The sequence below is a fragment of the Micromonospora sp. CNZ295 genome (assembly GCF_004217535.1).
In genome coordinates this window covers 4,428,289-4,451,870 of the sequence record NZ_SHKZ01000001.1, presented here as the reverse complement: position 1 = coordinate 4,451,870, position 23,582 = coordinate 4,428,289, and the positions used below count along the sequence as shown (strand labels likewise).

Genomic DNA, 23,582 nt, shown 5'->3' with positions numbered 1-23,582 from the left:
GCATCCGGACCTCCGGTACGTGGAGCCGTCGGATCGACGGATGCACAATTATTAGGATTGTTAACTGTAATTGTCCAGGCTCGGTTTCTGTCGTACCCCGGGCGCAGGATGCATCCATGGCTGTCCACGCCCACACCCCTGACGCCGGCCCGCCGCGCTCGGTGCCGCTGCGCGAGGCACGCACCCGGCTCACCCAGCTCGTCGCGCTGGCCGAGCTGACCGACACCGTGACCGTCCTGACCCGCGACGGCGACCCCCGGCCGGTCGCCGCGATCGTCCCGGCGGGCGCGGCCCGCACCGCCGCCCAGGCCCGCGCCGACGCCGAGCGCCTGGCCGCCGTCACCGCCGGCTGGGCCCGCCGGCTCGACGAGACGCACCGCCGCAGCTCCCAACGGCACGCCGCGGAACTGCGCGTGCTCACCGTCGCGCTCGCCGAGGCGTGGGCCGAGCTCGACCGCCGCGTCCCGCCGGGCAGCGACCCGGCGCTCGCCCGGCTGCGCGCCGCCCACGCCGACCTGCTGACCGGCTGAGTGCCGGGTGCTCTCACCCCGCCGGTTGGGCGTGCGTCTCGGCGGCGGTGACCGCCGCCTTGCGGCCGGCTGAGCGCCGGGCGCGCTCGCACCCCGCCGGGTGGGTGCGCGTCCCCGGCGGCGGGTGACCGCCGCCAGCGCCGACCTGCTGGCCGGCTGGGTGCCGGGGCGCTCTCACACCGCCGGGTAGGCGTGCGTCTCGGCGGCCTTGACCGCCGCCCACACCGGCTGGCCGGGCGCCAGGCGCAGCGCCGCCGCGGCGGCGGGCGTCACGTCGGCGGCCACCGCGATCGGCCCGTCCAACTGCACGCGCAGGTTGTCGCCGTGCCGTTGCACCCCGGCCACCGTGGCCGGCCAGGTGTTGCGCGGGCTGCCATCGGGCCGGGCCGGGTGCAGCGCGACCGCCGACGGCCGGAACGCGACGAAGGCGTCCCCGTCGAGGCGGTCGGTGACGGTGAGGACGAGCCCGTCGGCGACCCGGACGACGTGCCCCTCGGCCCGGCCCCGGTGCAGGTTCAGGCCGACCAGGCGGGCGACGTAGTCCGTGCGGGGGCGGGCGGTGATGGTGGCGGCGTCCCCCTCCTGCACGACCCGGCCGCCCTCCACGATGACCAGCCGGTCGGCGAGCACCAGCGCGTCGAGGGGGTCGTGCGTGACCAGCACGGTGACCCCGGGGTGGGCGGCGAGGTGCCGGTGCAGTTCGGCGCGGGTGTCCAGCCGGGTGCGTGCGTCCAGGGCGGCGAGCGGCTCGTCGAGCAGCAGCAGCGCCGGCTCCACCGCGAGCGCCCGGGCCAGCGCCACCCGCTGCGCCTGCCCGCCGGAGAGCTGCCGGGGCCGCCGGTGGGCGTGCTCGGCCAGCCCGACCCGGGCCAGCCAGTCGCGGGCCGTCCGCCGCGCCGCACGCCGGTCGACGCCGTGCCGGCGCGGCCCGAAGGCCACGTTGTCGAGCGCGGTCAGGTGCGGGAAGAGCAGGTAGTCCTGGAAGACCACGCCGATCGACCGGCGCTCGGCGGGCGTGAACGCGCGTCGGTCGGGCCGGTCCAGGTCGGCGCCGCCGACGGCGACATGGCCGGCGGTCAGCGGCTGCAGGCCGGCCAGCGCCCGCAGGGCCGTCGTCTTGCCGGCGCCGTTCGGGCCGAGCAGCGCCACCACCTCGCCGGCGGCCACCCGCAACGGCACGTCCAGCCGGAAGGCGCCCCGGTCCACCATGAGGTGCGCGTCGAGCAGGCACCCGGTCACGGCGCCGTCACCCACCGGTCGCGCAGCGCGGCCAGGATGGCGACCGAGACGACGAGCAGGATCAGGCTGAGCACGACGGCCGCCTGCAGGTCCGTCTCGAGCGCCAGGTAGACCGCGAGCGGCATGGTCTGCGTCCGGCCCGGGAAGTTGCCGGCGAAGGTGATCGTCGCGCCGAACTCGCCCAGGGCGCGGGCCCAGCACAGCACCGCGCCGGCGGCCAGGCCGGGCGCCACCAGGGGCACGGTGACGTGGGTGAACGTTGTCCACCGGCCGGCGCCGAGGGTCGCGGCGGCCTCCTCGTACCGGCGGTCGGCTCCGCGCAGCGCCCCCTCCACCGCGATCACCAGGAACGGCATCGCGACGAACGCCTCGGCGAGCACCACCCCGGCGGTGGTGAAGGGCAGGGTGATCCCGAAGGTCTGGTCGAGCCACCCGCCGAGCAGACCGCGCCGCCCGAACACCAGCAGCAGCGCGACCCCGCCGACCACCGGCGGGAGCACCAGCGGAACGGTGACCAGGGCGCGGACCAGCCGGCGGCCGGGGAACTCCACCCGGGCCAGCAGCCACGCCAGCGGCACGCCGAGCAGCAGGCAGAGCAGCGTCGCCAGGGTGGCGGTCAGCAGGGACAGCCGCAGCGCGGTGAGCACCGCGGGGTCGGCGAGCCGCTGCGGCAGGGTGCTCCACGGCGTACGGGCCAGCAGGCCGACCAGCGGCAGCAGCAGGAGGGCCAGGCCGAGCACCGCCGGCAGCAGCAGGGCCAACGGGATCCGGCCACCGCCCCGCCGGCGGGCCCCGGCCGGCCGGCGCGGCACCCGGTCCACCGCCGTCACGGCGCCTGGAAGCCGGCCTCGGCGAGTATCGCCTGCCCCGCTGCCGACCGGACGTGGGCGACGAACGCGCGGGCGCCGGCCCGGTTCGGCGCACTGGCCAGCACGGCGATCGGGTAGTCGTTGACGGCCCGCGCGGACTCGGGGAACTCCACCGCCGTCACGTCGGCGCCGGCGGCCCGCGCGTCGGTGCGGTAGACGACGGCGGCGTCCACCTCGCCCAGCCGCACCTTCGACAGCGCCCCCTTCACGTCCCGTTCGAGGGTGACCGGGGTGACGGCGAGGCGGGCGGCGTCGAGGGCGGTGCGGGCGGCGGCCCCGCAGGGCACCTGCTCGGCGCAGAACGCCACCTTCAGGCCCGGGCGGGCCAGGTCGGCGAGGCCGCGTACGCCCTCGGGGTTGCCCGGTGCGACCGCGATGACGAGCTGGTTGCGGGCGAACACCGCCGGCTCACCGTCGGTGTCTCCCGCCTCCTGGACGGTGGCCATGTTGCGTGGCGAGGCGGCGGCGAAGACGTCCGCCGGCGCGCCCTCGGTGATCTGGGTGGCGAGGGTGGAGCTGCCGGCGAAGGTGAACACCACGGTGGCGCCGGGATTGGCCGCCTCGAAGTCCTGCCCGATCCGGGTGAACGACTCGGTCAGGGACGCCGCGGCGAGGACGGTGACCGTGCCCGTCACGCCGTCGCCCGCGGACCCGCCCGCGGTGGATCCGGGGCCGCCGCAGCCGGCCAGGACCGCCACGGCGGTGCCGGCCGCGACGACGGTACGCATCCTCATGGCATCGGCCTTCCCCGGGTGCCGGCCGGTGTGGCCCGCTCGACCACCACGGTCGTCGACTTGATCACGGCGACGGCCAGCGACCCGACCCGAAGGTCCAGCTCTTCGACGGCCTCACGGCTCATCAGCGAGACGATCCGGAACGGGCCGGCCTGGATGTCGACCTGGGCCATCACCGTGTCCTTGACGACGTTCACGACGATGCCGCGCAGCCGGTTGCGGGCCGACGAGGTGTCGGCGCGCGCGTCCGGCTCGGCCGCCTGGGCGCGGACGAACGCCGCGAGGTCGACCCCGTCGACGGTCCGGTGCCCGTGCTCGTCCCGCGCCGCCCGCAGGCGCCCGGCGTCGATCCACCGGCGCACGGTGTCGGCGCTCACGCCGAGCAGCTCGGCCGCCTCCCCGATCCGAAACCTGCCCACCGCGTCACCCTAACCCCGCAAACCCCAACCCAAAACCCCTCCCCTCCTAGCCGCCGCAACCCCTAACCGCCCAAAACACCCGCATCCGCGACTCCACCCTCCGCTGGCGATCATGGAGTTGTGGTGCCGGACAAGAGCGGCGGAACGGGCCGGAACGCCCACCACAACTCCATGATCGACGGGGCCGGTGGGGTGGGTCGCATAATGGGGGTTGCGGTCTTGGCGGGCGAGCGGGCGGGAGATGGCGGGAGTACGGTGGCGCAGGCGTTTCCGAACGTGACCCGGAACACCCGGCAGCGGGCCGAGGTGCTCGCTCTGCTCCGGGAGGTCGAGGGCTTCCACACGGCGCAGCAGCTGCACCGGATGCTCTGCGACCGCGACGCCCGGGTCGGTCTGACCACGGTCTACCGCACCCTCCAGCTCCTGGTCGACGCCGGCGAGATCGACTCCACCCGGCTGCCCGGCGGCGAGCAGCTGTTCCGCCGGTGCAGCCAGAGCCGGCACCACCACCACCTGGTCTGCCGCTCCTGCGGCCGCACCGTCGAGGTGGCCGGCCCGGCGGTCGAGCGCTGGGCGGACCAGGTCGCCGCCGAGCACGGCTTCACCGACGTTGGTCACACCCTGGAGATCTTCGGCACCTGCGCCGGCTGCGCGAAGGCGTGACACACGGCGTCCGACCCCGCGACGCCGTCCGGCGGCTCAGCCCCGCCGCGAGCGGCCCTTGAGGCGGCGGCCCAGCTCGCGGGCGATCTCCCGCTGCGCGTCGCGTTCGGCCAGCGCCTGCCGCTTGTCGTACGACCGCCGACCCCGGGCCAGCGCCAGCTCGACCTTGGCCCAGCCGTTGGCGAAGTACATCGACAGCGGCACCAGCGTCATCCCGCCGTCGCGCAGCTTGTCCCGGATCCGGTCGATCTCCACCCGGTGCAGCAACAGCTTGCGGGTCCGCCGGGGCGCGTGGTTGGTCCAGGTGCCGTAGCCGTACTCGGCGATGTGCAGCCCGTAGAGCAGCAGCTCGCCGTCGCGCTCCTGCGCGAACGCGTCCACCAGGGACGCCCGCCCCTCGCGCAGGGACTTCACCTCGGTGCCGGCGAGGACGATCCCGGCCTCGTACGTCTTGAGCACGGTGTAGTCGTGCCGGGCCTTCTTGTTGCTGGCGATCAGCGTGCGTTCGGGTTTCCGGCTGCTCACCCGGTGCAGGATAGGCTGCCGGGTCAGGGTGGGCGGCGCAGCCGCTCCGCCAGCTCCCGGACGGCGTCGGCGAAGCGCCGGTCGGACTCGGCCGGCCAGTGACCGAGCAGCGGCGGCGGGACGCTGTCGTCGGGCGGGACGACCACGTCCGACGGGTCGCGCAGCCGCCGGTCCACCCCGCCGGCCGGCCCGGCCATCGTGGCCGGTTCGCCCGGCCGGTGCGCGGAGAACATCCAGCCGCCGATCGGGTCGGTGTCCCGCCACAGGTTGAGCCACCGCCACCCGACCCGCTCGCCGACCTCGTTCAGCACCCCGGAGTTGACGTACGCGGGGAACCACCGCGAGTAGAGGCGGCGCAGCGGCGACCCGTAGGTCAGCAGCGCCAACCGCTCGCACGCAGCCGGCTTGAGCTGTAGCACGGTCGCGGCCAGCAGCACCGAGCCGTGACTGTGACCGGCGAGCAGCACCGAGTGCCCCTGGCCGGTCAGGTACGCGATCCGGCGCGCCAGCTCCGGCACCGCGCGCTCGGCATAGCAGGGCGGTGCGAACGGGTGCGCCACCCGGGGCCAGAACGTGCCCAGGTCCCACAGCACCCCGATGTACCGGCGGAACTCGGCCGTCCGGTACGCGAACAGTCCGGCGATCACCAGCGCCAGCACCAGGCCGCCGATCACGTAACTGCCCATCGCGATCCCGAAGGTCACCAACCCGTCGGGGATCCCGATCCACCGTTCGATCACGTCGCCGGGGTTCAGGTCCAGCAGACCCACGGCGCTGGTCGCCATGCCGAGGCCGGCGAGCCAGGCGTACGAGATGGCCAGCGGGCCCAGCCGCTCCGTGAAGCGGGCCCGCGCGATCGCCCGCTCGACCTGCCGCAGGCGGGGCGCCGCCTCCGGCGGTGCGGCCGGGAAGTCCCGTGCCGTGATCGCCGCCGCCGCCCGGCACCGCCCGCGCCGGCTGGCGACGCGCATCACCGCGGCGAGCAGGGACGCGCCCACCACCGCCAGGAAGAACCCGAAGATCGCCCACTTGTACGCCAGCGGCGGGCCGGCACCCACGGACTCGCCCACCGGGTCGTTGCGGTCCAGCAGGTCGGCCGTCCGGTAGACCAGTTCGGCGGAGAACGCCACGGCCAGCCCGGTCGCCACCGCGCCGAGCACCGGCGCACCGAGCGCCCGCAGCGGCCGGCCGCCACCGGACGCGGCGCGCGCCCACAGCACCGCCGCCCAGAGGACGACGAGCAGGAGGGTCTGGGCGGCGAACATGCCGGCCACCGCCAAGGCGTACCCGGGCAGGCCGTCACTGGACCGCCAGGGCGTGGGATCGACGGCGACCGAGACCAGGACCGCGGCGGTGAGGGCGCAGGTGAGCGTCCGCAGGTTCCGGGTCAGCCGGTCGATGCGACCCCGCCCGGGCGGGTCGATGAGGGGGTGCCAGCAGACCAGGAGGGCGCAGGCGACCAGGACCGCGGCGGTCAGCACGCCCAGGACGGCCGTGGCTACGGAGGCGCCGCCGGCGGCGCTGGCGGCGAGCAGGACGGCGTCCAGGGTGGCGAACGCGGCGGCCACGTGGATCGCCCGCAGCCGGCCGACCAGGGGCGCGGCGTCCCACTGGCCGACGGCGGCGAGCTGGTGCGCGGCGGCGGCGCTGGTCGGCGGCGCGCGGAACGCCTCGTAGGTGTGCGCCGGGCGGGCGCCCAGCCACCACACCAGCCCGATGGCGGCGGCCGGTACGAGCGCGAGCACCGCCAGCCGCAGGCCGACCGGCTGCCCGCCGAGCCAGGACAACCAGCTCCGCCCGACCAGGCAGCGCGGCGACCCCATGCACTTCCAGGCGACCAGGTCCAGCGCCACGCCGGCGACCGAGAGCACGTACAGCGCGGTCAGCAGCAGGGCCAGCAGCCGGCAGAGCGCCTTCACGATGAGTTCGCGGACGCCTTTGCCGGGCGGGCGCATCCAGAGAGCGACGTTGCAGAGCATGAACGGCAGCAGGAACACCAGCGACAACGTCCGGACCGCGGTGCCCGAGGGCAGATCGCTCCAGCGGTACGTCTCCAGGACCACGCCACCCGGCCCACGGGTGTCCGGGTAGCCGGGGCGGGGCCGGAAGAAGCCACCGCTGCGGTCGCCGGCGACCTGGGTGAGGTTCGGCCGATCCAGCACCTGTTCGGCTCTGGCGCCGGAGACGCCGTGTACGCGCAGCTCGACGACCTCTTCCGGCCGTGCTGGCGCCTCCGACATCGACCCCTCCAGGCGTACGGCGTTGCGGCACGGCTGCCCGGGGCCGCGCGGGCCGTCTACCCGGTCCGGTCGCGATCACGCCCGCCGGGAACCACCCCGGAACCACGGCCGATCCGTTCGCCGCCGCCCGCCGCCCGCCGCCCGCCGCCCGCCGGCAGCGCCGGAGGACCACCGCCGGCGGGCGCGCGGCACCGGGGCGGCCGGCACCACGTACACCTCTCGCCGGACGTGGCGACCGCCCACCGGGGGGGGGCGCGCCGGGCCGGCGCCACGGTGGTGCTGACCGTGGACGCGGCCGCCATGGCCCGCGACGGTCACCTCTTCTACCGCAGCGCCAACGGGGTCTGGCTGACCGGGGCCGGGCCCGCCCGCTATCTGGCCGGCTGAGCCGCGCCGCTCAGCCGGCCGGCCGGGCGAGGAAGTCGGCGAGGACCCGGGTGTGCGTGTCGAACGCCAGCTCGACCGGCTCGGTGAGCACCAGCCACTCGGTCGCCTCCTCGGTGGGTGCCGACGGCGGCAGCGTCGCGGCGGGCCGCTCGGGCAGCTCGCCGAAGACCATCATGGTGCCGCCGGCCGGGGCGCTGTGCACCGCGAACAGCGTCGCGTCCACCGGGTCGGCGAGCAGGCCGGTCTCCTCGCGCAGCTCCCGCACCAGGGCGTCCCGCCACTCCTCGCCGTACTCGATGAAACCGCCCGGCAGGGCCAGCTGCCCGCGCGCGGGCTCGATGTCGCGCCGGACGACCACCACACCCAGGCCCCCGTCGGTGCGCACCGGCAGCACGGCCACCGCGACCGGCAGCGGGTTGCGCCAGACCGTCTGCCCACAGGCCGCGCAGACCCGCGGCCACCCGGCGGCGGGCGGGTAGGCCGTGCCGCAGAAGGAACAGTGCGAGTACGCGGTGGTCATGCCGCCGCACCTTACCCGCGGCGGGACCGTCCCGGCCGCCGAGGCACCGGGACGGTCCCGCCGGTCAGGCCTCGGGGGCGCCGGTGTAGAAGGCGGTGGTGCGCTCGGCGGCGGCCCGGGCCGCCGCCGGGTCGGTGCCGTCGGCGATGCTCGCCGCGCACCACTGCTCGCTGCTGAGGCTCGCGAACCGCCGGCCCTCCGCCGAGGCGGACCACTCGGTGGCCTGCTCGGGCGTGACGCCCGACCCGTCGCCGGCCAGGTAGGAGGCGAGACCGAGCAGCGCCAGGTCCCAGCCGACGCCGACGGCGCCGGGACCGTACTGGTCCCAGAACTCCTGCGCCACGTGGGCGACGTGCTCCAGCTCGAAGCGGGTGTGCCCGCCCTCGACCGGGGTCAGCCGCACCTCGATCCAGCTCACGTCGCCGTTCATCTCCCAGGTGGCGGCGAAGCTCTTCGGCGGGTCGCAGCGCTCGACGACGCCGCCGGCGTTGCCCTCCAACTGGTAGCGCCCGCCCAGGCTCAGGTCCCCGGAGACCGGAAGGAACCAGCGGGGGATGCGTTCGGGGTTGGTGCAGGCGTCCCAGAGGTCCTCCAGGGACGCGTCGTACGTCTGGCTGAGGGTCATCACCCGGGCCTCGCCGGCGTCGAGGGCGCGCCGGCCGAGCTGGCGGCGCACCTTGCTGATCTGGCTGGTGGCGTCGATCATCGTTCGCTCCTGTCGTCAGGGGAGGGCTGCTCACGCAGCCGTCGCTCGCGCTGGCCCCGGGCCAGCTCGGTGGCCAGGGCCTGCAACGGGTTGGTCCAGAACCGGCGGAAGTTGGCCAGCCACTGGTCGACCTCGCGCAGCGGTCGGGGATCCACGGCGTACAGCCGCCGGGTGCCGGCCGCCCGCACGGTGGCGAAGCCGTTGTCCCGCAGCACCCTGAGGTGCTGGGACACGGCCGGCTGGGAGATCCCGAACTCCGCCCGGACCACCTCGACCAGCTCGCCGGCGCTCAGCTCGCCGTCGGCGAGCAGCTCGAGGATCCGGCGACGGACGGGGTCGCCGAGCACATCAAAGGCGTGCACCCCGCCTTTATATCAGCCCGGCCTTATCTAAGCGAGCACTGATCCAAGGGCGGGTCCCGTATTGCCGCCCGGGTAGTGGAAGGACAGCTTCGCTACCCTCCGGGCGCCGTGTTTCCCGCTGCGGCGGCGGGGAACCCGTGGGGCACTCGGCAGTGCGGCGCCCAGGGCGCCGCCCGACGAACGGACGCCGACCGCCCATGACGTACCGTCCGGCCACCGCCCGTCCCGACCTGGCCACGCTCACCCTCGGCGTGGAGGAGGAGTATCTGCTGCTGGACCCGGAGACGGGCGAGAGCATGCCGGTCGCCGGCCGGGTGCTCGACGGGCTGTCCGGGACCGCCCGCGGGCAGAGCCGCCAGGAGTTCCGGCACAGCATGATAGAGATGGTCACGCCGGTGTCGGCGGACCTGGCCGAGCTGCGGGAGCACCTGGTGGAGCTGCGTACGGCCGCAGCCGACGCGGCCGAGGCCGCCGGCGCGCGGCTCGTGGCCGTGGGAGCCACCCCGGTGAACGAGGCACACCGGACCGTACCCGACAAACCTCGTTATCACGCGATGTCCCGACGGTTCGGACCGGTCGCCCACGACCCCGCGGTCTGCGGCTGCCACGTGCACGTCGGGCTACCGGACCGCGAGCTGGCCGTCCAGGTCTGCAACCACCTGCGCCCGTGGCTGCCGGTGGTGCAGGCGATCACCGCCAACTCGCCGCTGCACGACGGCCGCGACACCGGGCACGCCAGCTGGCGCTCGATGCAGCTGGAGCGCTGGCCGAGCATCGGGCCCACCCCGCACTTCGAGTCGGCCGCGGACTACGACGCCACCGTCGAGGACCTGATCAAGGCGGGCATCATGCTCGACGCCGCGATGGTCTACTGGTACGCCCGCCCGTCCGCCGCGTACCCCACCGTGGAGGTCCGGGTCGGTGACGTCTGCCCCACGGTCGACGACACCGTGCTGGTCGCCGGCCTGGTGCGGGCGCTCGTCGCGACCGTGGCCGACGACGTGCGCGCGGGCGTCGACGCGCCGCGGATCCGGGACTGCCTGGTCTCCGCCGCGCACTGGCGGGCCGCCCACGACGGGCTCGGCGGCGACCTCATCGATCTGCGCTCCGGGCCCGCCCGGCCGGCCTGGGATCTGGTCGACGACCTGGTCGTCACCGTCGCGCCGGCCCTCCTGCGGCATGGCGACCTGAGTTACGTCCAAGACCAGCTGGCCCGGGTCCGCGCCGAGGGCACCGGTGCCGCGCGGCAGCGCCGCATCCTGGAACGGACCGACTGCGACGTACGCGCCGTGCTCGATCACCTGGCTGCCCAGACCCGCCCGGAACCGGGGCGATAACAGGGCCCTTCGACAGCGGTTCCTACACCCCGTGCGTCTGGAGCCACAGTTCCAGGAGACCGAGCTGCCACAGCTTGTTGCTCCCGGCCGCCGCCCGCGCCGAGTCCGGGTCGGCCAGCAGGTCCTCGACGTACTCCCGCCGGAACAGGCCCCGCTCCCGCGCGGCCGGCGCCCGGAGCGCGTCGACGACCAGCTCCCGCACGGCGCCGTTTACGTTGCGCAGCGCCGGCACCGGGAAGTAGCCCTTCGGCCGGTCGATCACCTCGGCGGGCAGCACCTCCCGGGCGACCTCCTTGAGCACGCCCTTGCCATCCTGGGCGACCTTGTGCTCGGGCGGGCAGACGGCCGCGAGAGCGACGAGGTCCTGGTCCAGAAACGGGGTACGCACCTCCAGCCCCCACGCCATGCTCATGCTGTCCACCCGCTTGACCGGGTCGTCGGGGAGCATCCGGTGGGTGTCCAGCCGCAGCACCGCGTCCAGCGCGGTCTCCGCGCCGGGGGCGGCCAGTTCGGCGACGAGCAGCTCGCGGCTGGCGTCCCGGCCGCAGGCGTACGCCGGGCCGACCACCCGGGTCAGCTCGGCGTGGTCGCGGTCGAAGAACGCCGCGGCGAACGCCTCGGCGGCACCGTCGCGGGGCACCGCCGCGAGGGGCTGGTGGTAGCCGTACCCGGCGAACACCTCGTCGGCGCCCTGCCCCGACTGCGCCACCTTGACGTGCCTGGCGACCTGCTCGGACAGCAGGTGGAAGGCGACCACGTCGTGGCTGCCCATCGGCTCGGTCATCACGGCCACGGTCGCGCGCACCGCCGGCACCAGATCGTCGTCGGCGAGCCGGATCCGCTGGTGGTCGGTGTCGTAGGTGCGCGCCACCAGGTCCGAGAAGCCGAACTCGTCGCCGGCCTCGCCGCCCCGGCTGTCGAACCCGATGCTGAACGTCCGCAGGTGGTGCTGGCCGGCCTCGGCGAGCAGCGCCACGATGAGGCTGGAGTCGAGCCCGCCGGAGAGCAGCACCCCGACCGGTACGTCGGCGACCAGCCGCCGGCGTACCGCCGTGCGCAGCGCCCCGCCCACGGCGGCCTGCCAGTCGCGGGCGTCCAGACCGGCGTGGGCGGGGTCGCGGGCGTACTCCGGCTGCCAGTAGACGCGCTCCCGGCTGCGCCCGTCCGCCTCGATCACCCGGAGCGTCGCCGGCGGCAGCTTGCGGACGCCGCGCAGCACCGTGCGCGGCGCCGGGACGATCGAGTGCCAGGACAGGTAGTGGTGCAGGGCCACCGGGTCGATGCCCGTGTCGACGTCGCCGCCGCGCAGCAGCGCGGGCAGGGTGGAGGCGAAGCGCAGCCGCCCGGGAGCCTCGGCCAGGTAGAGCGGCTTGATGCCGAGCCGGTCGCGGGCCAGCACCAGCCGCCGCCGGGCCCGGTCGACCAGCCCGATGGCGAACATGCCGACCAGGTGGTCGACGAAGGCCTCGCCCCAGTGCGCGTACGCCACGAGGATGACCTCGGTGTCGCTGGTGGAGCGGAAGGTGTGCCCGGCGGCGCGCAGCTCCTCGCGCAGCTCCGGGTAGTTGTAGACGCAGCCGTTGAAGACCACGGCCAGCCCCAGGTCCTCGCGCACCATCGGCTGCGCACCGGCCGCGGAGAGGTCGATGATGGTGAGCCGCCGGTGCCCGAGGGCCACCCAGCCGTCGCTCCACAGGCCCTCGCCGTCCGGCCCCCGCGAGCGCATCGCCTCGCTCATCCGCGCCACCGCGCCGGCGTCCGGCGTCGCCCCGTCGAACCGTGCCTCCCCACTGATGCCGCACACGATCAGAACCCGTCCGACCCGGTGGACACCGGAGCCATGCGTCACCGTCCCGTCCCGCCGGCCATCCCGGCCACCACGGGTGACCGGTCCCGTCCGCAGGACGGGCGCCTCGGGCTACCCGGACCCGAACCCGTCAAACCCCGGCCCCACGGCGCCGCGGTTGTCGCAAAACCGTCGCGGAATGCGTCTCATTATTGCGTCGCGGCGCGGTCGAGGTGGCGGTACACCGTCGCCCGGGAGACCCCCAGCGCGGCGGCGATCTCGTCCACCGTGTGGGTGCCGGCGGCGTGCAGCGAGCGGGCCGTCCGGACCTGCTCGGGGCCCATCGACCGGGGTCGTCCGGGCCGCCGCCGGCCGGGCGTGCGGGCGGCCTTCGTGGCCGGTTGCGCGCCGCCCGCCGGCCCGTCGCCGCCGGTGTCGCCCAGCAGCCGGCGTACGCCGTCGAGCATGTCGGCGCGCAGGGTCTCCTCGGGTACGTCGACGAAGAAGACGATCGGGTCGCTGCACGCGGCGATCGCCTGGACGGCGCGGACCCGCTCCCGGCGTCCGGCGTCCGGCCCGGCCACGATTTCGTTGGCCCGCATGGCGATCCGCATGAGCCGGTGGTACGTCGCGCCCCGGCTGACCATCGCGAGGTCGTGCATGAGCATGCCGAGCGAACGGCGGTGGGTCAGCATGGTGTCGACCCAGCCGGGCAGCAGCACCTCGCGCGCCTGCGGCGTGGGCAGCGCCGCGGCGGTCTCCAGCAACGTCTCCAGATCCACCAGGAGCGGCTCGCTCAGCGCGGTGAGCAGGTCCTCCTTGGCCGGGAAGTGGTAGAGGATCGCGGCCTTGGTCAGCCGCAGCCGCTCGGCGATCTGCCGCAGCGAGGTGCGCTGGTAGCCGTACTGGCTGAACAGGTCCAGCGCGACCCGCAGGATCCGGCTGCGGGTGTCGTCGGGCGCCTCGACGGTCATGGTGCCAGCGTAGCCGCCCTACTGACCGGCGGGTTGAAATCGCTGACCGGCGGTCAGTACGCTGGGGATGACGAACCGGCTGCCACAGGAGGTGCCATGCCCGTCATCCAGATCGACGGCCTGGTCAAGAGTTTCGGCGCGGTGCGCGCGCTCGACGGGCTCGACCTGCGGGTCGAGGCGGGGGAGGTGCACGGCTTCCTGGGTCCCAACGGCTCCGGCAAGTCCACCACCATCCGGGTCCTGCTCGGGCTGCTGCGCCGCGACGCCGGCGAGGTCCGGCTGCTCGACGCCGACCCGTGGCGCGACGCGGTGGCGCTGCACCGCCGGCTGGCGTACGTGCCGGGCGACGTGAACCTGTGGCCCAACCTGTCCGGCGGCGAGGCGATCGACCTGTTCGGCGCGCTGCGCGGCGGGCTCGACCGGCGCCGCCGCGACGAGCTGCTCGACCGGTTCGACCTCGACCCCACCAAGAAGTGCCGCGCCTACTCCAAGGGCAACCGGCAGAAGGTGGCGATCGTCGCCGCGTTCGCCTCCGACGTCGAGCTGTACGTGCTCGACGAGCCGACCTCCGGGCTCGACCCGCTCATGGAGGCGGTGTTCCAGGAGGAGGTGCGGCGGCTCACCGGAAACGGCGCCACCGTGCTGCTCTCCAGCCACGTGCTCGCCGAGGTCGAGGCCCTCTGCGACCGGGTCAGCATCATCCGCGCCGGCCGCACCGTCGAGTCCGGCACCCTCACCGAGCTGCGGCACCTGGCCCGCACCACGGTCAGCGTCGAGACGGCGCGCCCACTCACCGGCGTCGCGGACCTGCCCGGCGTCCACGAGGTCCGCCCCGTCGACGGGCGGGTCAAGCTCGAGGTCGAGCCGGAGCACCTCGACGGGCTGCTCGCCCATCTGGTCCGCTTCGAGGTCCGGGCGCTGACCAGCGCCCCGCCCACGCTCGAGGAGCTGTTCCTGCGGCACTACGACGGCGCCGCGAACGGCCGGGTGGCCGCGACCGTCGCGGAGCAGGGTCGATGAGCGCGTTCACCGGCACCGGCCGGCTGGCCCGGCTCGCGCTGCGCCGGGACCGGGTCAAGCTGGGCATCTGGGTGCTCGGCACACCGCTGCTCGGCGTCGCCCTCGCCGGCAGCGTCGCCGGCGTCTACCCCGACCAGCAGTCCCGCATCCTGTACGCCGAGACCGCCGCCACCAGCGTCGTCGCCCGCGCCTTCAACGGGCCGATCGTCAGCGCCGACCTCGGCGCCGTGGTGGTCGCCGAGACGTACCTCACCCTGGCCCTGCTCGCCGCGCTGCTGAGCACGTTCGCCGTCGTCCGGCACACCCGGCAGAACGAGGAGACCGGCCGGGCCGAACTGCTCGGGGCCGCCGTCGTCGGCCGGCACGCCCTGCTCACCGCCGCGCTGCTCGTCGTCGTCGGCGCGAACCTGGCCTCCGGCGTACTCCTCGGGCTGGCCTTCGCCGCGACCGGCCTGCCGCTGGCCGGGTCACTGGCCGCCGCCGGAGCGATCGCCGGGGTCGGCGTCGCCTTCACCGCCGTCGCGGCGGTCACCGCTCAGCTCTCGACCACCTCGCGGGGCGCGAACGCGCTCGCCGCGGCCACCGTCGGCGTGGCGTTCCTGCTCCGGGCCGCCGGTGACGTCCTCGGGGAGCGCCACGAGCTGCGGGTGGAGAGCGCCTGGCCGTCCTGGCTGTCCCCGCTCGGCTGGGGAAACCAGGTGCGCGCCTTCGGCGGGGAACGGTGGTGGGTGCTGGCGCTGCCGGTGGCCCTGCTCGGCGCTGGCGTCTTGGTCGCGTTCGCCCTCGCCGCGCGGCGCGACGTCGGGGCCGGGCTGCTCGCCGCCCGCCGTGGGCCGGCCCGGGCCGCCGCCGGGCTGCTCAACCCGGCCGGCCTGCTGTGGCGGCTGAACCGGGGGTCGCTGCTCGGCTGGGCGGTCGCCGTGGCGGTCCTCGGCGTCTCGATGGGCGTCGCCGCCGACGAGGTCAACGACATGATCTCCGAGAACGCGGCGGCGGCCGAGGCGATCGCCGCGATGGGCGGCGGCAGCGACCTCGTCGACGCGTTCCTCGCCGCGATGCTCGGGCTGTTCGCGTTGACCATCGGCGCGTACGTCGTGCAGGCGCTGCTGCGCACCCGGGCCGACGAGTCCGACGGGATCCTGGAGGCCGTGCTGGCGACCGCGGTCAGCCGGCACCGGTGGCTGGGTACGCAGGTCGTCGGGGCCGTACTCGGCGCGGGGGTTCTCGTGCTGCTCGCCGGGGTCACGACCGGTCTCGGGTACGGGCTGGCGGCCGGGGACCCGGTCGGGCGGGCGGTGTCGCTGGGCGGGGCGGCCCTGCTGCGGCTGCCGGCGCTGCTCGTCGTGGCCGGCGTGGTGACCGCGCTGTTCGGGCTCCTGCCCCGCTGGTCGGTGGCGCTGTCCTGGACGGCGCTGATCGGGTTCCTGCTGCTGGGGCAGCTCGGCGCGGTGCTCGACCTGCCGCAGGCGGCGCTCAACCTGTCGCCGTACACCCACGTGCCGTCGGTGCCGGCGGTCGACGTGACGGTGCTGCCCCTGGCGGTGCTGACCGGGGTCGGTGCGGCGCTGCTGGCGGCCGGCCTGGCCGGATTCCGCCACCGCGACGTCCCCACCTGACCCGCCGGCCGGGCCCGGCGCTGTGCGGGGCGCTGGGCGGGCGGGACGGGACGCTTACGGATGATGGTCAGCCGGTCCCAGAGCCGCTTTTCGCCCAGCTGACCATCATCCGTAGCTCGGTTGAAGTCCATACCACGGCTTGTGCGGCCGTGGGGCGCTGTCCACAGTCGGTGGTTCGTCCACAGGCAAGGGGCGACCGGGCTGCGGAGACGGTCGGCGCTCGGGCACCGTGGCCGCGTGAACTCGGAACTCGGGGCGCTGGTGCGGCGAGGTGACGGACTGGTGGCGCGGCGAGAGGCCGTCGGCGTGGTGCCGCGGTGGGTGCTCGACGACGCGATCCGTGCGGGTCACCTGGTCCGCCTACTGCCCGAGGTCTTCGCCGACGCCGTCCTGCTCAAGCCTCCGGCAGCGCTGCCGGAGCTCGCCCGGGTTCCACGCCTGTTGGCGAGCCGGGCGGCGTTGGCCTGGGCGGAGGGGAGCGGCGCGGTCAGTGGCCCGACGGCCCTTGAGGTGTGGGGCCTGCGCCGGCAACCGGATGACGAGCCGGTGCACCTGGATGTGCCGATGACGTCCGGTCTGCGTAGCCGCCCGCACCTGGTGGTGCACCATCGCCGGGGCTTTCTGGCGGAGCCGCCGACCGCCTGGCGTCCCTACGCCGTCCCCCGACGTGGCCTGCGGGTGACCCGGGTGGAGGCGGCGTTGGTGGAGTCGTGGCCGCTGCTGCCTGCTGTCGAGCGGCACGGGCCGGTGATCCGGCCGTCAAGGAGCGGCTCACGACGCCGGGACGCCTCGGCGAGGCGCTCACATCCCGGCCGAGGCTGCCTGGTCGTACCGGCCTGCGGACGCTGCTCGATCGCCTCGCCGACGGCTGTCGCAGCCCGCTGGAGATCTGGGGGCACGACCACGTGTTCACCGGCCCCGGGATGCCGGAGTTCCGGCGGCAGGCACGGGTACGGGTGGGTGCGCGCACGATGTACCTCGACCTGTACGCCGAACGCGAGCGGGTCGACATCGAACTCGACGGGGCAACCGCGCACGGCGACCCACGGCAGCGGGAGATCGACCTGCGGCGCGACGCGCTGCTCGCCACGGTTGGCATCCTGACCGTCCGCTTCTCTCACCGCCGCCTGGTCCACGAGCCCGACCAGGTACGCCGCGAGACCCTGGCCATCCTGAGCCGCCGCCGCACCGGATGAGGTTCCGAGGCGGCTATGGCACCTGCATCGGCTTGACGCGTACCACGAGGACCTCTTGACGGAGCTCATCGGCGTCCAGCCTCAGCCTGGCCCAGACCGGGCACGGCGTCAGCCGGTGCTGTTCGACTGGGCCGTTTGGCCTGCCGGTCCCGATCCGGCGGGCCGGCGCTCCGCCGGGTGCGTCTCGGCCGGCTGCGCCGCCGGAGTTGACGGCGGAGTCGACGGCGGCTCAGGTGCTTCCTGCTGCTCGGGTCCCCCGGCAGGGCGGGAGGAGGATGTTCGCTGCTCTGGCGCCGCGTCGGCGTCGGTGGACGGCTCGAACAGGTCGGGTTTGTGGCGGCGTTGGCGGAGCAGCTCGCCGGTCCACTGCGCGGCAACGCGCTGCTCGGCCATGGTCTGCTCGCGGAGCCGCCCCAGCTCCTCGCGCAGCGCCTCCGGCACGTCGCCGTCGCCCAGGTCGGTCAGGACCTCCGACCAGCGCTGGTTGAGCTGTTCGGCGTACCGGGCCCGGCGCAGCATCTCCTCGTGCCGGCAGTCCAGCGCGATCATGCGTTCCCAGTACGGCTGGAGGGTCCGGCGGACCCGCTCGTCGAGGCGTACCCATGCTTCGACCCGGCAGGTGACCGTGTGCCCGCCGCGCTCGAAGGGCCACGGCTCCTGGCTGCTGAGCGCCCGTTGAAGCCGCTCCTCCAGGTCGTCGGCGCGGTGCGGCGGGACGGTACGGGCCAGGCCGGCCGCGATGTGGGTCAGCCGCTGGGTCGCCCGGGGCGTGAAGTAGTGCGCGTACCACGCGAGTTGGTCCGGCCGCAGGCCCTGCGCGCACCAAGTGAACGCGGCGTGTACGGCGAACGTGAAGACGTGCCCGCGGGCGAAGACGGTGATCGGGCCGGGCAGGTCCCGCCGCTCGATCGGCTCCTCGGGCGGGGGTGGCGCCGGGCCCTCCTTTGCGGCCGCGTCCACCTTGCGAGCGACGGAGAGCACCCACCGCCAGACCCGACGGGACACCGCGACCAGCCGGGGCCAGTGCCGCCGCGCCCGCGCCATCGACCACCCGCGCAGGCGCCGGAGCGCTGAAGCCAGCCGAGCCCTCGTACGCCGGAACACTGCCGCCGACCGGGCCCTCGCACGTCCGGGCACCGCGACGAGCCGCGCCTTCAGGCGCCGGAGTCTCCCGATGGTGCCGGCCGACGCCCGGCGGGCGGCACCGCGAGCCCGGGCAAGGCGGGGCTGCCGGTTGGGCCGGCTCGCCTCCTCCGGTTGCCCGTCGGCCATGTCCCCCTCCAGGTAACTGCATCGTCCTCACGTTCCCTGGCCTGCCGGCCGGGGCCGTGGGCCGGCACCGGGGCGAGGGGAAGCCCGGCAACGGCGATGCCGCTCACGTTAACAATCCGGCGGCCGATCGCCGGGCATCCGCACGGCGCGCCGGTTCCCCGACAGCACCGGCGTACCGTCGGGCAGTTGACCGGACGGGGGCGTCGGATGAGTCTCGGCGGCCAGAACCGGTCCCCGGCGTGTCGCCGGTTGCGGTCCGACCGGTGGCGTACGGCAGACTGTCCCGGTGAGTCCAGTGAGTCGCAATCGCCGCCGCAGCGGGAAGAAGCGATCGGTACGCAGCGGAGTACCGCTCGCTGTGGTCCGCGCGCCAGAGGAGTGTGACTGCCCGGCCTGTTCCGGCGAGCCCCTGCCGCCAGGACAGATCGAAGACCTGCTTTCGCAGGTGGTCGACGTCGACGACATGCAGGATCCGCTCGAGGTGGAGATGGCCGCCTCGATGCTGCTGGCGATGGGTAACGCCGTCGGCGACGGCTTCGACCAGGTGGTCGTGGACCTTTTCGTGCCGACCTTCGAGGCGAAGGCCAGCCCGGAGGCGCGTGCGATGCTGGCGGCGATCGCCTCGGTCACCGAGGGTGAGGTCAGCCGGGCGGCGGCGGAGGCAGCAGCCCGACTCGCCGCGGCCGGCGTGACCGCGCCGCCCTGGCTCGCCGAACTCGACGCACCCGTGGTGGCCGAGGAGTGCATCCGCTTCGCCGATCCGTCCGGGGCGACGTTCATGCTGGTCGGCAGGTTCCAGCGGGCCGGCCGGTCGCATGTCGTCGCCGTCACCATGGACGGCTGTGACTGCGGTGCCGCTGGCTTGATCCTGCTGATCGAGGCGGACCGGTGGGGCGAGGCACGCGCGGCGCTGCTGTCCGACCTGAGCGCCGGTGGCGTCGACGTCACGGAGAAGAGCCTGCGACCGGCGGACTTCCGTCGGGCCGTCGAGGATGCTCTGGACGCCCGCGCCGATCACGACGAGGGCGACCCGGAGGCCGTCGACGACCTCTTGGATGAGGACGGTCCCGGCTACCAGGCGCTGGCCGTGCTGCTGCGCGGCTGGATCCGGTCACTTCCCGAGCCCCGACGTCGCCGGCGAGGCTCTCTCCACGACGCCGAACTGGACGTCGCCGCTATCTCGGAGTTGCTCGAAATCCTTCATCCGAGCGGCCGAGGTGCCGTGCCGGCCCAGCGCCGACCCGCGAAGCTGCCACCGAAGCGCAAGAAGTCCGCCGGTCCGGCGCCGATCTACCAGCTCAAGGTGGGCCTGCGGGGTGCCCGCCCGCCGATCTGGCGGCGACTCGAGGTGCCCGCCGACGTCAGCCTCGCCCGGCTGCACGAGCTGATCCAGGTCGCCTTCGGCTGGCAGGACAGCCACCTGCACGTCTTCGAGACGCCGTACGGCAGCTTCGGCCACCCCGACGCCGACCTCGGCCACCGGGCCGGGTCCCGGGTCACCCTGGAGCAGGTCGCGCCCGGTGCCGGCGACAAGCTGCGCTACACGTACGACTTCGGGGACAACTGGGAGCACGACATCGTCGTGGAGAAGGTTCTCGACCGGGACGCCGCCGTCGCGTACCCGCGCTGTGTCGGCGGCCGGCGGGCCGCGCCGCCGGAGGACTGCGGCGGCGTGTGGGGGTACGCCGAGCTGGTGGAGATCCTCGGCGACCCCGCTCAACCAGAGCACCAGGATCGGCTGGACTGGCTGGGCCTGGCCAAGCCGGACGACTTCGACCCGGCCCTCTTCGACGCGAAGGCGGTGACCGCGGCCCTGCAGCAGCGGCGGTAGTGCACGAGCGACCCGACCGTCAGCTCGGGCCGCTCGTGTCGCGAGCCCGCCGCGTCACACCTCGGGCAGGCCGACGTAGTTCTCTGCCAGGCTGGTCGCGTACGCCGGAGAGGTCGACACGTAACGCAGCGTCGAGGACTGCAGCTTGGCCTCGTACGCGTCCTGGTTGTCCAGCCGGTGCAGCATCGAGGTCATCCACCAGGAGAAGTGCTGGGCCCGCCAGACCCGGCGCAGGGCGGTCCGCGAGTAGTTCTCCAGCAGGTCGGTCCGGCTCTCGCCGTACCAGGCGGCGAACGCCTCGCCGAGCAGCGCCACGTCGGCGAGCGCCAGGTTCATGCCCTTCGCACCGGTGGGCGGGACGATGTGGACCGCGTCTCCGGCCAGGTACAACCGCTGCCACTGCATCGGCTCGACCACGAAGCTGCGCATCGGGGTGATGCCCTTCTCCAGGATCGGCCCCTCGTTGAGCGACCAACCGGGCACCGTCTCCAGCCGGGCCCGCAGCTCGGCCCAGATCCGCTCGTCGGGCCACGCGGCGATGTCCTCATCCGGGGCGACCTGCAGATAGAGCCGGGAGATCTCGGGCGACCGCAGGCTGTAAAGCGCGAAGCCACGCTCGTGGTAGGCGTAGATCAGCTCGTCGACCGCGGGCGGCGCGGCGGCCAGGATGCCCAGCCAGGCGAACGGGTACGTGCGCTCGTAGGTGGTCAGCACCCCGTCGGGCACCGCCGCCCGGCTCACCCCGTGGAAGCCGTCGCACCCGGCCACGAAGTCGCAGTGCAGCTCCTCCTCCCGCCCGTCCCGGCGGAACCGGATCACCGGCGAGTCGGAGTCGAGGCCGTCGAGGCGTACGCCGTCGGCCTCGAAGATGATCTCGCCGTCGGCGGCGAGTCGGGCGGCGATCAGGTCCTTGACCACCTCCTGCTGCCCGTAGATGGTGATCGCCCGCCCGGTCAGCTCGGTCAACGGCACCCGGTGCGCCTCGCCGTCGAAGCGCAGCTCGATGCCCTCGTGCCGCATCCCCTCCCGGTCGAGCCGTTCGGCGAGCCCGGTGCGGCGCAGCAGATCGACCGAGCCCTGTTCCAGGACCCCGGCGCGGACCCGCTGCTCCACGTACTCCCGGCTGCGGCACTCGATCACCACGGACTCGATGCCGTGCAGGTGCAGCAGGTGCGAGAGCATGAGTCCCGCCGGTCCCGCACCGACGATGCCGACCTGGGTACGCATTCCTGCCTCCTCGCCTTCTGCCGCACTCTGGGACCGTGCGGCCGTTCGTCTCGAAGCCTGCCGGATTACCTCCTCCGGCGCCGCCCCCGCCTTCCGCCCAGCGGAAGCCGGTCAGACCTGCCGGTCCCGCCCCGCGCCGAGAGCGGCCGCCGCCATCGCCACGACCGCGACGCAGAGGGTGAGCAGTGGCAGGGTCCACCCGTTCGAGCCGTCGCGGAGCACGCCGACGATCACCGGTCCGGTGGCGCCCAGCAGGTAGCCGACCGACTGTACGGTGCCGGAGAGGTCCCGGGCCGACTCCGGCGTACCGGCCCGGATGACCAGCAGCGCGAGGGCGAGCCCGATCCCCGCGCCCTGCGCCAGGCCGGCCACCGTGGCCCACAGCAGGTACAGCGTGGGCGCGACGAGCAGTCCGAGCAGGCCCAGCGCCCAGGTCCCGCAGACCAGCAGGCCGAGGCCACGCTGGTCGCGTCGCCGGGCCGCCAGGGCGGGGAGGGCCACCGCGGTCGCGATCCCCAGCAGGTTGAACAGCGCGAGCGCCCAGCCGGCGCCCGGCGCGGACACGCCCCCGTCCCGCAGCAGAGTCGGCAGCCAGGCCAGCACCGCAAAGTAGGTCAGCGACTGCATCCCCATGAACACGGCGAGCTGCCAGGTGACCGGCGAGCGCAGCACGGCGGTTCCGCCCAGCCGGACGACGGGTGCGGTGTGCCGGCGTCGCAGCTGGGGGAGCCAGACGACCGCGGCGACGGCGGCGAGCCCGCCCAGCAGGAGCAGGGCGCCGCGCCAGCCGAGCCCGGCGTGGGCCAGCGGGGCGGTGACCGCGGCGGCGATCGCGGCGCCGCCGGTCAGGGCCGCCGTGGTCAGTGCGGTCACCGGGCCCTGCCGGTCCGGGAAGTCCCGTTTGACGGCGCTGGGCACCAGCACGTTGCCGGCGGTGATGCTGGCACCGATCAGCACCGTGCCGGCGACCAGCCACCAGAAGCCCGGCACGGTGCGGACCAGGCTGCCGGCGACGATGCCGACCATCGCCAACAGCAGGACCGACTCGATGCCGATCCGCCGTCCGAGCAGCGCCGCGAACGGGGACAACAGCCCGAAACAGAGCACCGGCAGGGCGGTGAGCAGCCCCGCCGCGCCGCTGGTCAGGCCGAGGTCGGCGCGAACGTCGGGCAGCAGTGGGGCGAGCCCGGCGATCGCCGCGCGCAGGTTGAGCGCCAGCAGCACGACGCCGAGCAGGGTGAGCGCGCCGGCCCGCGGGCCCGGGAGGCCGGGCATCCGCGACCGGGCGCGTTGGTCCGCCGCGGTCACGCGCTCACCCGGTCCTCGGCCGGTCGCGTCACGCCGTGCCGCAGGCTCGGATACGGGTCGCCGCTGGTGGCCACGAGCCGGGCGGCCACCTGACCGGCCGCCTGGCGCAGCGCGGGCACCAGCCGCTCCAGGTTCGCGCCGAGGCTGTGCACGACGACGCCGATCGAGGCGACCGCGGTGCCCTCGGTGGCGAGGACGGGCACGGCCACGGAGCACGACCCCAGGGTCATCTCCTCGCTGGTCGCGGCCCAGCCCCGCTGCCGCACCGCGGCGAGCTCGCGGCCCAGCCGCCCCGGCTCGGTGACGGTGTACGGCGTGCAGCGGGCCAGCGGTCGGCGCAGGAAGGCGGCGACGTACCGGGGGCGCTGGAAGGCGACCAGCGCCTTGCCGACGCCGGTGGCGTGCAACGGCAGCCGCCCGCCGACCCGCGAGATGATCGGCACAGACCGGTGCCCGGTGACCTTCTCGACGTAGAGCGCCTCGTCCCCGTCCCGGACGGCCAGGTGCACGTTCTCCCGCACCGACGCGTGCAGGTCCTGCAGGAACGGCAGGGCCACCTCGCGTAGCCGGGTGTGCAGCGGCGAGAGCAGGCCCACCTCCCAGAGCCGTACGCCCACGGTGTAGACGCCGTCCGCGCCCCGGGACAGGGCACCCCAGGTGACCAGCTCGCCGACCAGCCGATGCGCGGTGGCCAGCGGCAGCTCCGCCCGGCGGGCGATGTCGCTCAGGGTCAGCGCCGGGTGGTCGACGTCGAACGCGGCGAGGATGGCGAGCACCCGCGACGTCACCGAGGTACGCCGGCCACGGGTGCCGCCAGCCAC

The 23,582-nt window shown here is 74.7% G+C and carries 22 protein-coding genes and 1 pseudogene; 8 read left to right on the top strand and 15 right to left on the bottom strand.

The window, feature by feature from the left end; all coding sequences use genetic code 11:
- The first annotated feature begins 116 nt into the window (after positions 1-116).
- Positions 117-530, top strand: a complete 414-nt coding sequence (locus tag EV376_RS20850; protein ID WP_130325729.1) for a type II toxin-antitoxin system Phd/YefM family antitoxin — start codon at positions 117-119, stop codon at positions 528-530.
- 174 nt (positions 531-704) lie between these two features.
- Here EV376_RS20850 and EV376_RS20845 read toward each other — a convergent pair whose 3' ends face one another.
- From EV376_RS20845 to EV376_RS20830, 4 genes are read right to left on the bottom strand one after another with little or no spacing between them, the layout of a single operon-like run.
- A complete protein-coding gene (locus tag EV376_RS20845; protein ID WP_130328777.1) occupies positions 705-1,769 on the bottom strand; it encodes an ABC transporter ATP-binding protein in 1,065 nt (354 codons plus the stop codon).
- Positions 1,766-2,599 carry an ABC transporter permease gene (locus tag EV376_RS20840; protein WP_130325727.1) on the bottom strand — a complete coding sequence of 278 codons (834 nt, stop codon included), beginning with the start codon at positions 2,597-2,599 and terminating at the stop codon, positions 1,766-1,768. Before EV376_RS20840 ends, EV376_RS20845 begins: the two co-directional genes overlap by 4 nt.
- Entirely contained in the window at positions 2,596-3,372 is a 777-nt protein-coding gene (modA, locus tag EV376_RS20835) for a molybdate ABC transporter substrate-binding protein (RefSeq protein ID WP_130325725.1), read from the bottom strand. Before modA ends, EV376_RS20840 begins: the two co-directional genes overlap by 4 nt.
- On the bottom strand, positions 3,369-3,791 hold the full coding sequence (locus tag EV376_RS20830; protein ID WP_130325723.1) for a helix-turn-helix transcriptional regulator: 423 nt from the start codon (positions 3,789-3,791) through the stop codon (positions 3,369-3,371). The genes modA and EV376_RS20830 overlap by 4 nt, the downstream gene beginning before the upstream one ends.
- Positions 3,792-3,995: 204 nt before the next feature.
- On the opposite strand from EV376_RS20830, the gene EV376_RS20825 reads away from it, so the two are divergent.
- Positions 3,996-4,454, top strand: a complete 459-nt coding sequence (locus tag EV376_RS20825; RefSeq protein WP_130325721.1) for a Fur family transcriptional regulator — start codon at positions 3,996-3,998, stop codon at positions 4,452-4,454.
- Positions 4,455-4,490: 36 nt separating this feature from the next.
- Here the strand turns inward: EV376_RS20825 and smpB are convergent, their stop codons facing one another.
- The gene (gene smpB / locus EV376_RS20820; RefSeq protein WP_130325719.1) at positions 4,491-4,979 is read right to left on the bottom strand and encodes an SsrA-binding protein SmpB; all 489 of its coding nucleotides are present in this window, start codon (positions 4,977-4,979) and stop codon (positions 4,491-4,493) included.
- Positions 4,980-5,002: 23 nt separating this feature from the next.
- Positions 5,003-7,219, bottom strand: a complete 2,217-nt coding sequence (locus tag EV376_RS20815) for a hypothetical protein (protein ID WP_130325717.1) — start codon at positions 7,217-7,219, stop codon at positions 5,003-5,005.
- Here EV376_RS20815 and EV376_RS30980 point away from each other — a divergent pair.
- On the top strand, positions 7,169-7,606 hold the full coding sequence (locus EV376_RS30980; RefSeq protein WP_486482730.1) for an RNA 2'-phosphotransferase: 438 nt from the start codon (positions 7,169-7,171) through the stop codon (positions 7,604-7,606). The two genes, EV376_RS20815 and EV376_RS30980, sit on opposite strands and share 51 nt — an antisense overlap.
- A 10-nt stretch (positions 7,607-7,616) precedes the next feature.
- Here EV376_RS30980 and EV376_RS20805 read toward each other — a convergent pair whose 3' ends face one another.
- The 3 genes from EV376_RS20805 to EV376_RS20795 all read right to left on the bottom strand — a co-directional run bounded on the left by EV376_RS20805 (position 7,617) and on the right by EV376_RS20795 (position 9,194).
- The gene (locus EV376_RS20805; protein ID WP_130325715.1) at positions 7,617-8,126 is read right to left on the bottom strand and encodes an NUDIX domain-containing protein; all 510 of its coding nucleotides are present in this window, start codon (positions 8,124-8,126) and stop codon (positions 7,617-7,619) included.
- A 64-nt stretch (positions 8,127-8,190) separates the two neighbouring features.
- On the bottom strand, positions 8,191-8,832 hold the full coding sequence (locus tag EV376_RS20800) for an SRPBCC family protein (protein WP_130325713.1): 642 nt from the start codon (positions 8,830-8,832) through the stop codon (positions 8,191-8,193).
- Positions 8,829-9,194 carry a metalloregulator ArsR/SmtB family transcription factor gene (locus EV376_RS20795; protein ID WP_130325711.1) on the bottom strand — a complete coding sequence of 122 codons (366 nt, stop codon included), beginning with the start codon at positions 9,192-9,194 and terminating at the stop codon, positions 8,829-8,831. The genes EV376_RS20800 and EV376_RS20795 overlap by 4 nt, the downstream gene beginning before the upstream one ends.
- 197 nt (positions 9,195-9,391) lie before the next feature.
- On the opposite strand from EV376_RS20795, the gene EV376_RS20790 reads away from it, so the two are divergent.
- A complete protein-coding gene (locus tag EV376_RS20790; protein WP_130325709.1) occupies positions 9,392-10,531 on the top strand; it encodes a glutamate--cysteine ligase in 1,140 nt (379 codons plus the stop codon).
- Positions 10,532-10,553: 22 nt separating this feature from the next.
- Here EV376_RS20790 and EV376_RS20785 read toward each other — a convergent pair whose 3' ends face one another.
- Both EV376_RS20785 and EV376_RS20780 read right to left on the bottom strand, forming a co-directional pair.
- The gene (locus EV376_RS20785) at positions 10,554-12,335 is read right to left on the bottom strand and encodes an N-acetylglutaminylglutamine amidotransferase (RefSeq protein WP_130325707.1); all 1,782 of its coding nucleotides are present in this window, start codon (positions 12,333-12,335) and stop codon (positions 10,554-10,556) included.
- Between the two features lie 191 nt (positions 12,336-12,526).
- On the bottom strand, positions 12,527-13,291 hold the full coding sequence (locus EV376_RS20780; protein ID WP_130325705.1) for a TetR family transcriptional regulator: 765 nt from the start codon (positions 13,289-13,291) through the stop codon (positions 12,527-12,529).
- A gap of 96 nt (positions 13,292-13,387) precedes the next feature.
- On the opposite strand from EV376_RS20780, the gene EV376_RS20775 reads away from it, so the two are divergent.
- The 3 genes from EV376_RS20775 (at position 13,388) to EV376_RS30975 (ending at position 17,123) form a co-directional block, all read left to right on the top strand.
- Positions 13,388-14,311 (top strand): ABC transporter ATP-binding protein, encoded by a 924-nt coding sequence (locus tag EV376_RS20775; RefSeq protein WP_130325703.1) that lies wholly within the window; start codon positions 13,388-13,390, stop codon positions 14,309-14,311.
- Positions 14,308-15,927 (top strand): ABC-2 transporter permease, encoded by a 1,620-nt coding sequence (locus EV376_RS20770; protein WP_130325701.1) that lies wholly within the window; start codon positions 14,308-14,310, stop codon positions 15,925-15,927. Before EV376_RS20775 ends, EV376_RS20770 begins: the two co-directional genes overlap by 4 nt.
- A 710-nt stretch (positions 15,928-16,637) precedes the next feature.
- Positions 16,638-17,123 (top strand): endonuclease domain-containing protein, encoded by a 486-nt coding sequence (locus EV376_RS30975; RefSeq protein ID WP_486482729.1) that lies wholly within the window; start codon positions 16,638-16,640, stop codon positions 17,121-17,123.
- Between the two features lie 294 nt (positions 17,124-17,417).
- Here EV376_RS30975 and EV376_RS20760 read toward each other — a convergent pair.
- Positions 17,418-18,395 (bottom strand): annotated as a pseudogene (locus EV376_RS20760) (hypothetical protein); the annotation flags it as partial.
- A 445-nt stretch (positions 18,396-18,840) separates the two neighbouring features.
- On the opposite strand from EV376_RS20760, the gene EV376_RS20755 reads away from it, so the two are divergent.
- Positions 18,841-20,226 carry a plasmid pRiA4b ORF-3 family protein gene (locus EV376_RS20755; RefSeq protein ID WP_486482728.1) on the top strand — a complete coding sequence of 462 codons (1,386 nt, stop codon included), beginning with the start codon at positions 18,841-18,843 and terminating at the stop codon, positions 20,224-20,226.
- 54 nt (positions 20,227-20,280) lie between these two features.
- Here EV376_RS20755 and EV376_RS20750 read toward each other — a convergent pair whose 3' ends face one another.
- The 3 genes from EV376_RS20750 to EV376_RS20740 form a co-directional block, all read right to left on the bottom strand.
- Positions 20,281-21,453 carry a 4-hydroxybenzoate 3-monooxygenase gene (locus EV376_RS20750; protein WP_130325699.1) on the bottom strand — a complete coding sequence of 391 codons (1,173 nt, stop codon included), beginning with the start codon at positions 21,451-21,453 and terminating at the stop codon, positions 20,281-20,283.
- Positions 21,454-21,564: 111 nt separating this feature from the next.
- On the bottom strand, positions 21,565-22,761 hold the full coding sequence (locus EV376_RS20745) for an MFS transporter (protein WP_130325697.1): 1,197 nt from the start codon (positions 22,759-22,761) through the stop codon (positions 21,565-21,567).
- The gene (locus tag EV376_RS20740; protein ID WP_130325695.1) at positions 22,758-23,582 is read right to left on the bottom strand and encodes an IclR family transcriptional regulator; all 825 of its coding nucleotides are present in this window, start codon (positions 23,580-23,582) and stop codon (positions 22,758-22,760) included. The genes EV376_RS20745 and EV376_RS20740 overlap by 4 nt, the downstream gene beginning before the upstream one ends.

Bases quoted from the DNA above. Each gene is read 5' to 3' on its own strand.
- EV376_RS20775 (WP_130325703.1), top strand. From the start codon at position 13,388: ATGCCCGTCATCCAGATCGACGGCCTGGTCAAGAGTTTCGGCGCGGTG.
- EV376_RS20770 (WP_130325701.1), top strand. From the start codon at position 14,308: ATGAGCGCGTTCACCGGCACCGGCCGGCTGGCCCGGCTCGCGCTGCGC.
- EV376_RS20850 (WP_130325729.1), top strand. From the start codon at position 117: ATGGCTGTCCACGCCCACACCCCTGACGCCGGCCCGCCGCGCTCGGTG.
- EV376_RS20805 (WP_130325715.1), bottom strand. From the start codon at position 8,126: ATGACCACCGCGTACTCGCACTGTTCCTTCTGCGGCACGGCCTACCCG.
- EV376_RS20800 (WP_130325713.1), bottom strand. From the start codon at position 8,832: ATGATCGACGCCACCAGCCAGATCAGCAAGGTGCGCCGCCAGCTCGGC.
- EV376_RS20750 (WP_130325699.1), bottom strand. From the start codon at position 21,453: ATGCGTACCCAGGTCGGCATCGTCGGTGCGGGACCGGCGGGACTCATG.
- EV376_RS20780 (WP_130325705.1), bottom strand. From the start codon at position 13,291: ATGACCGTCGAGGCGCCCGACGACACCCGCAGCCGGATCCTGCGGGTC.
- EV376_RS20790 (WP_130325709.1), top strand. From the start codon at position 9,392: ATGACGTACCGTCCGGCCACCGCCCGTCCCGACCTGGCCACGCTCACC.
- modA (WP_130325725.1), bottom strand. From the start codon at position 3,372: ATGAGGATGCGTACCGTCGTCGCGGCCGGCACCGCCGTGGCGGTCCTG.
- EV376_RS20815 (WP_130325717.1), bottom strand. From the start codon at position 7,219: ATGTCGGAGGCGCCAGCACGGCCGGAAGAGGTCGTCGAGCTGCGCGTA.
- EV376_RS20825 (WP_130325721.1), top strand. From the start codon at position 3,996: ATGGGGGTTGCGGTCTTGGCGGGCGAGCGGGCGGGAGATGGCGGGAGT.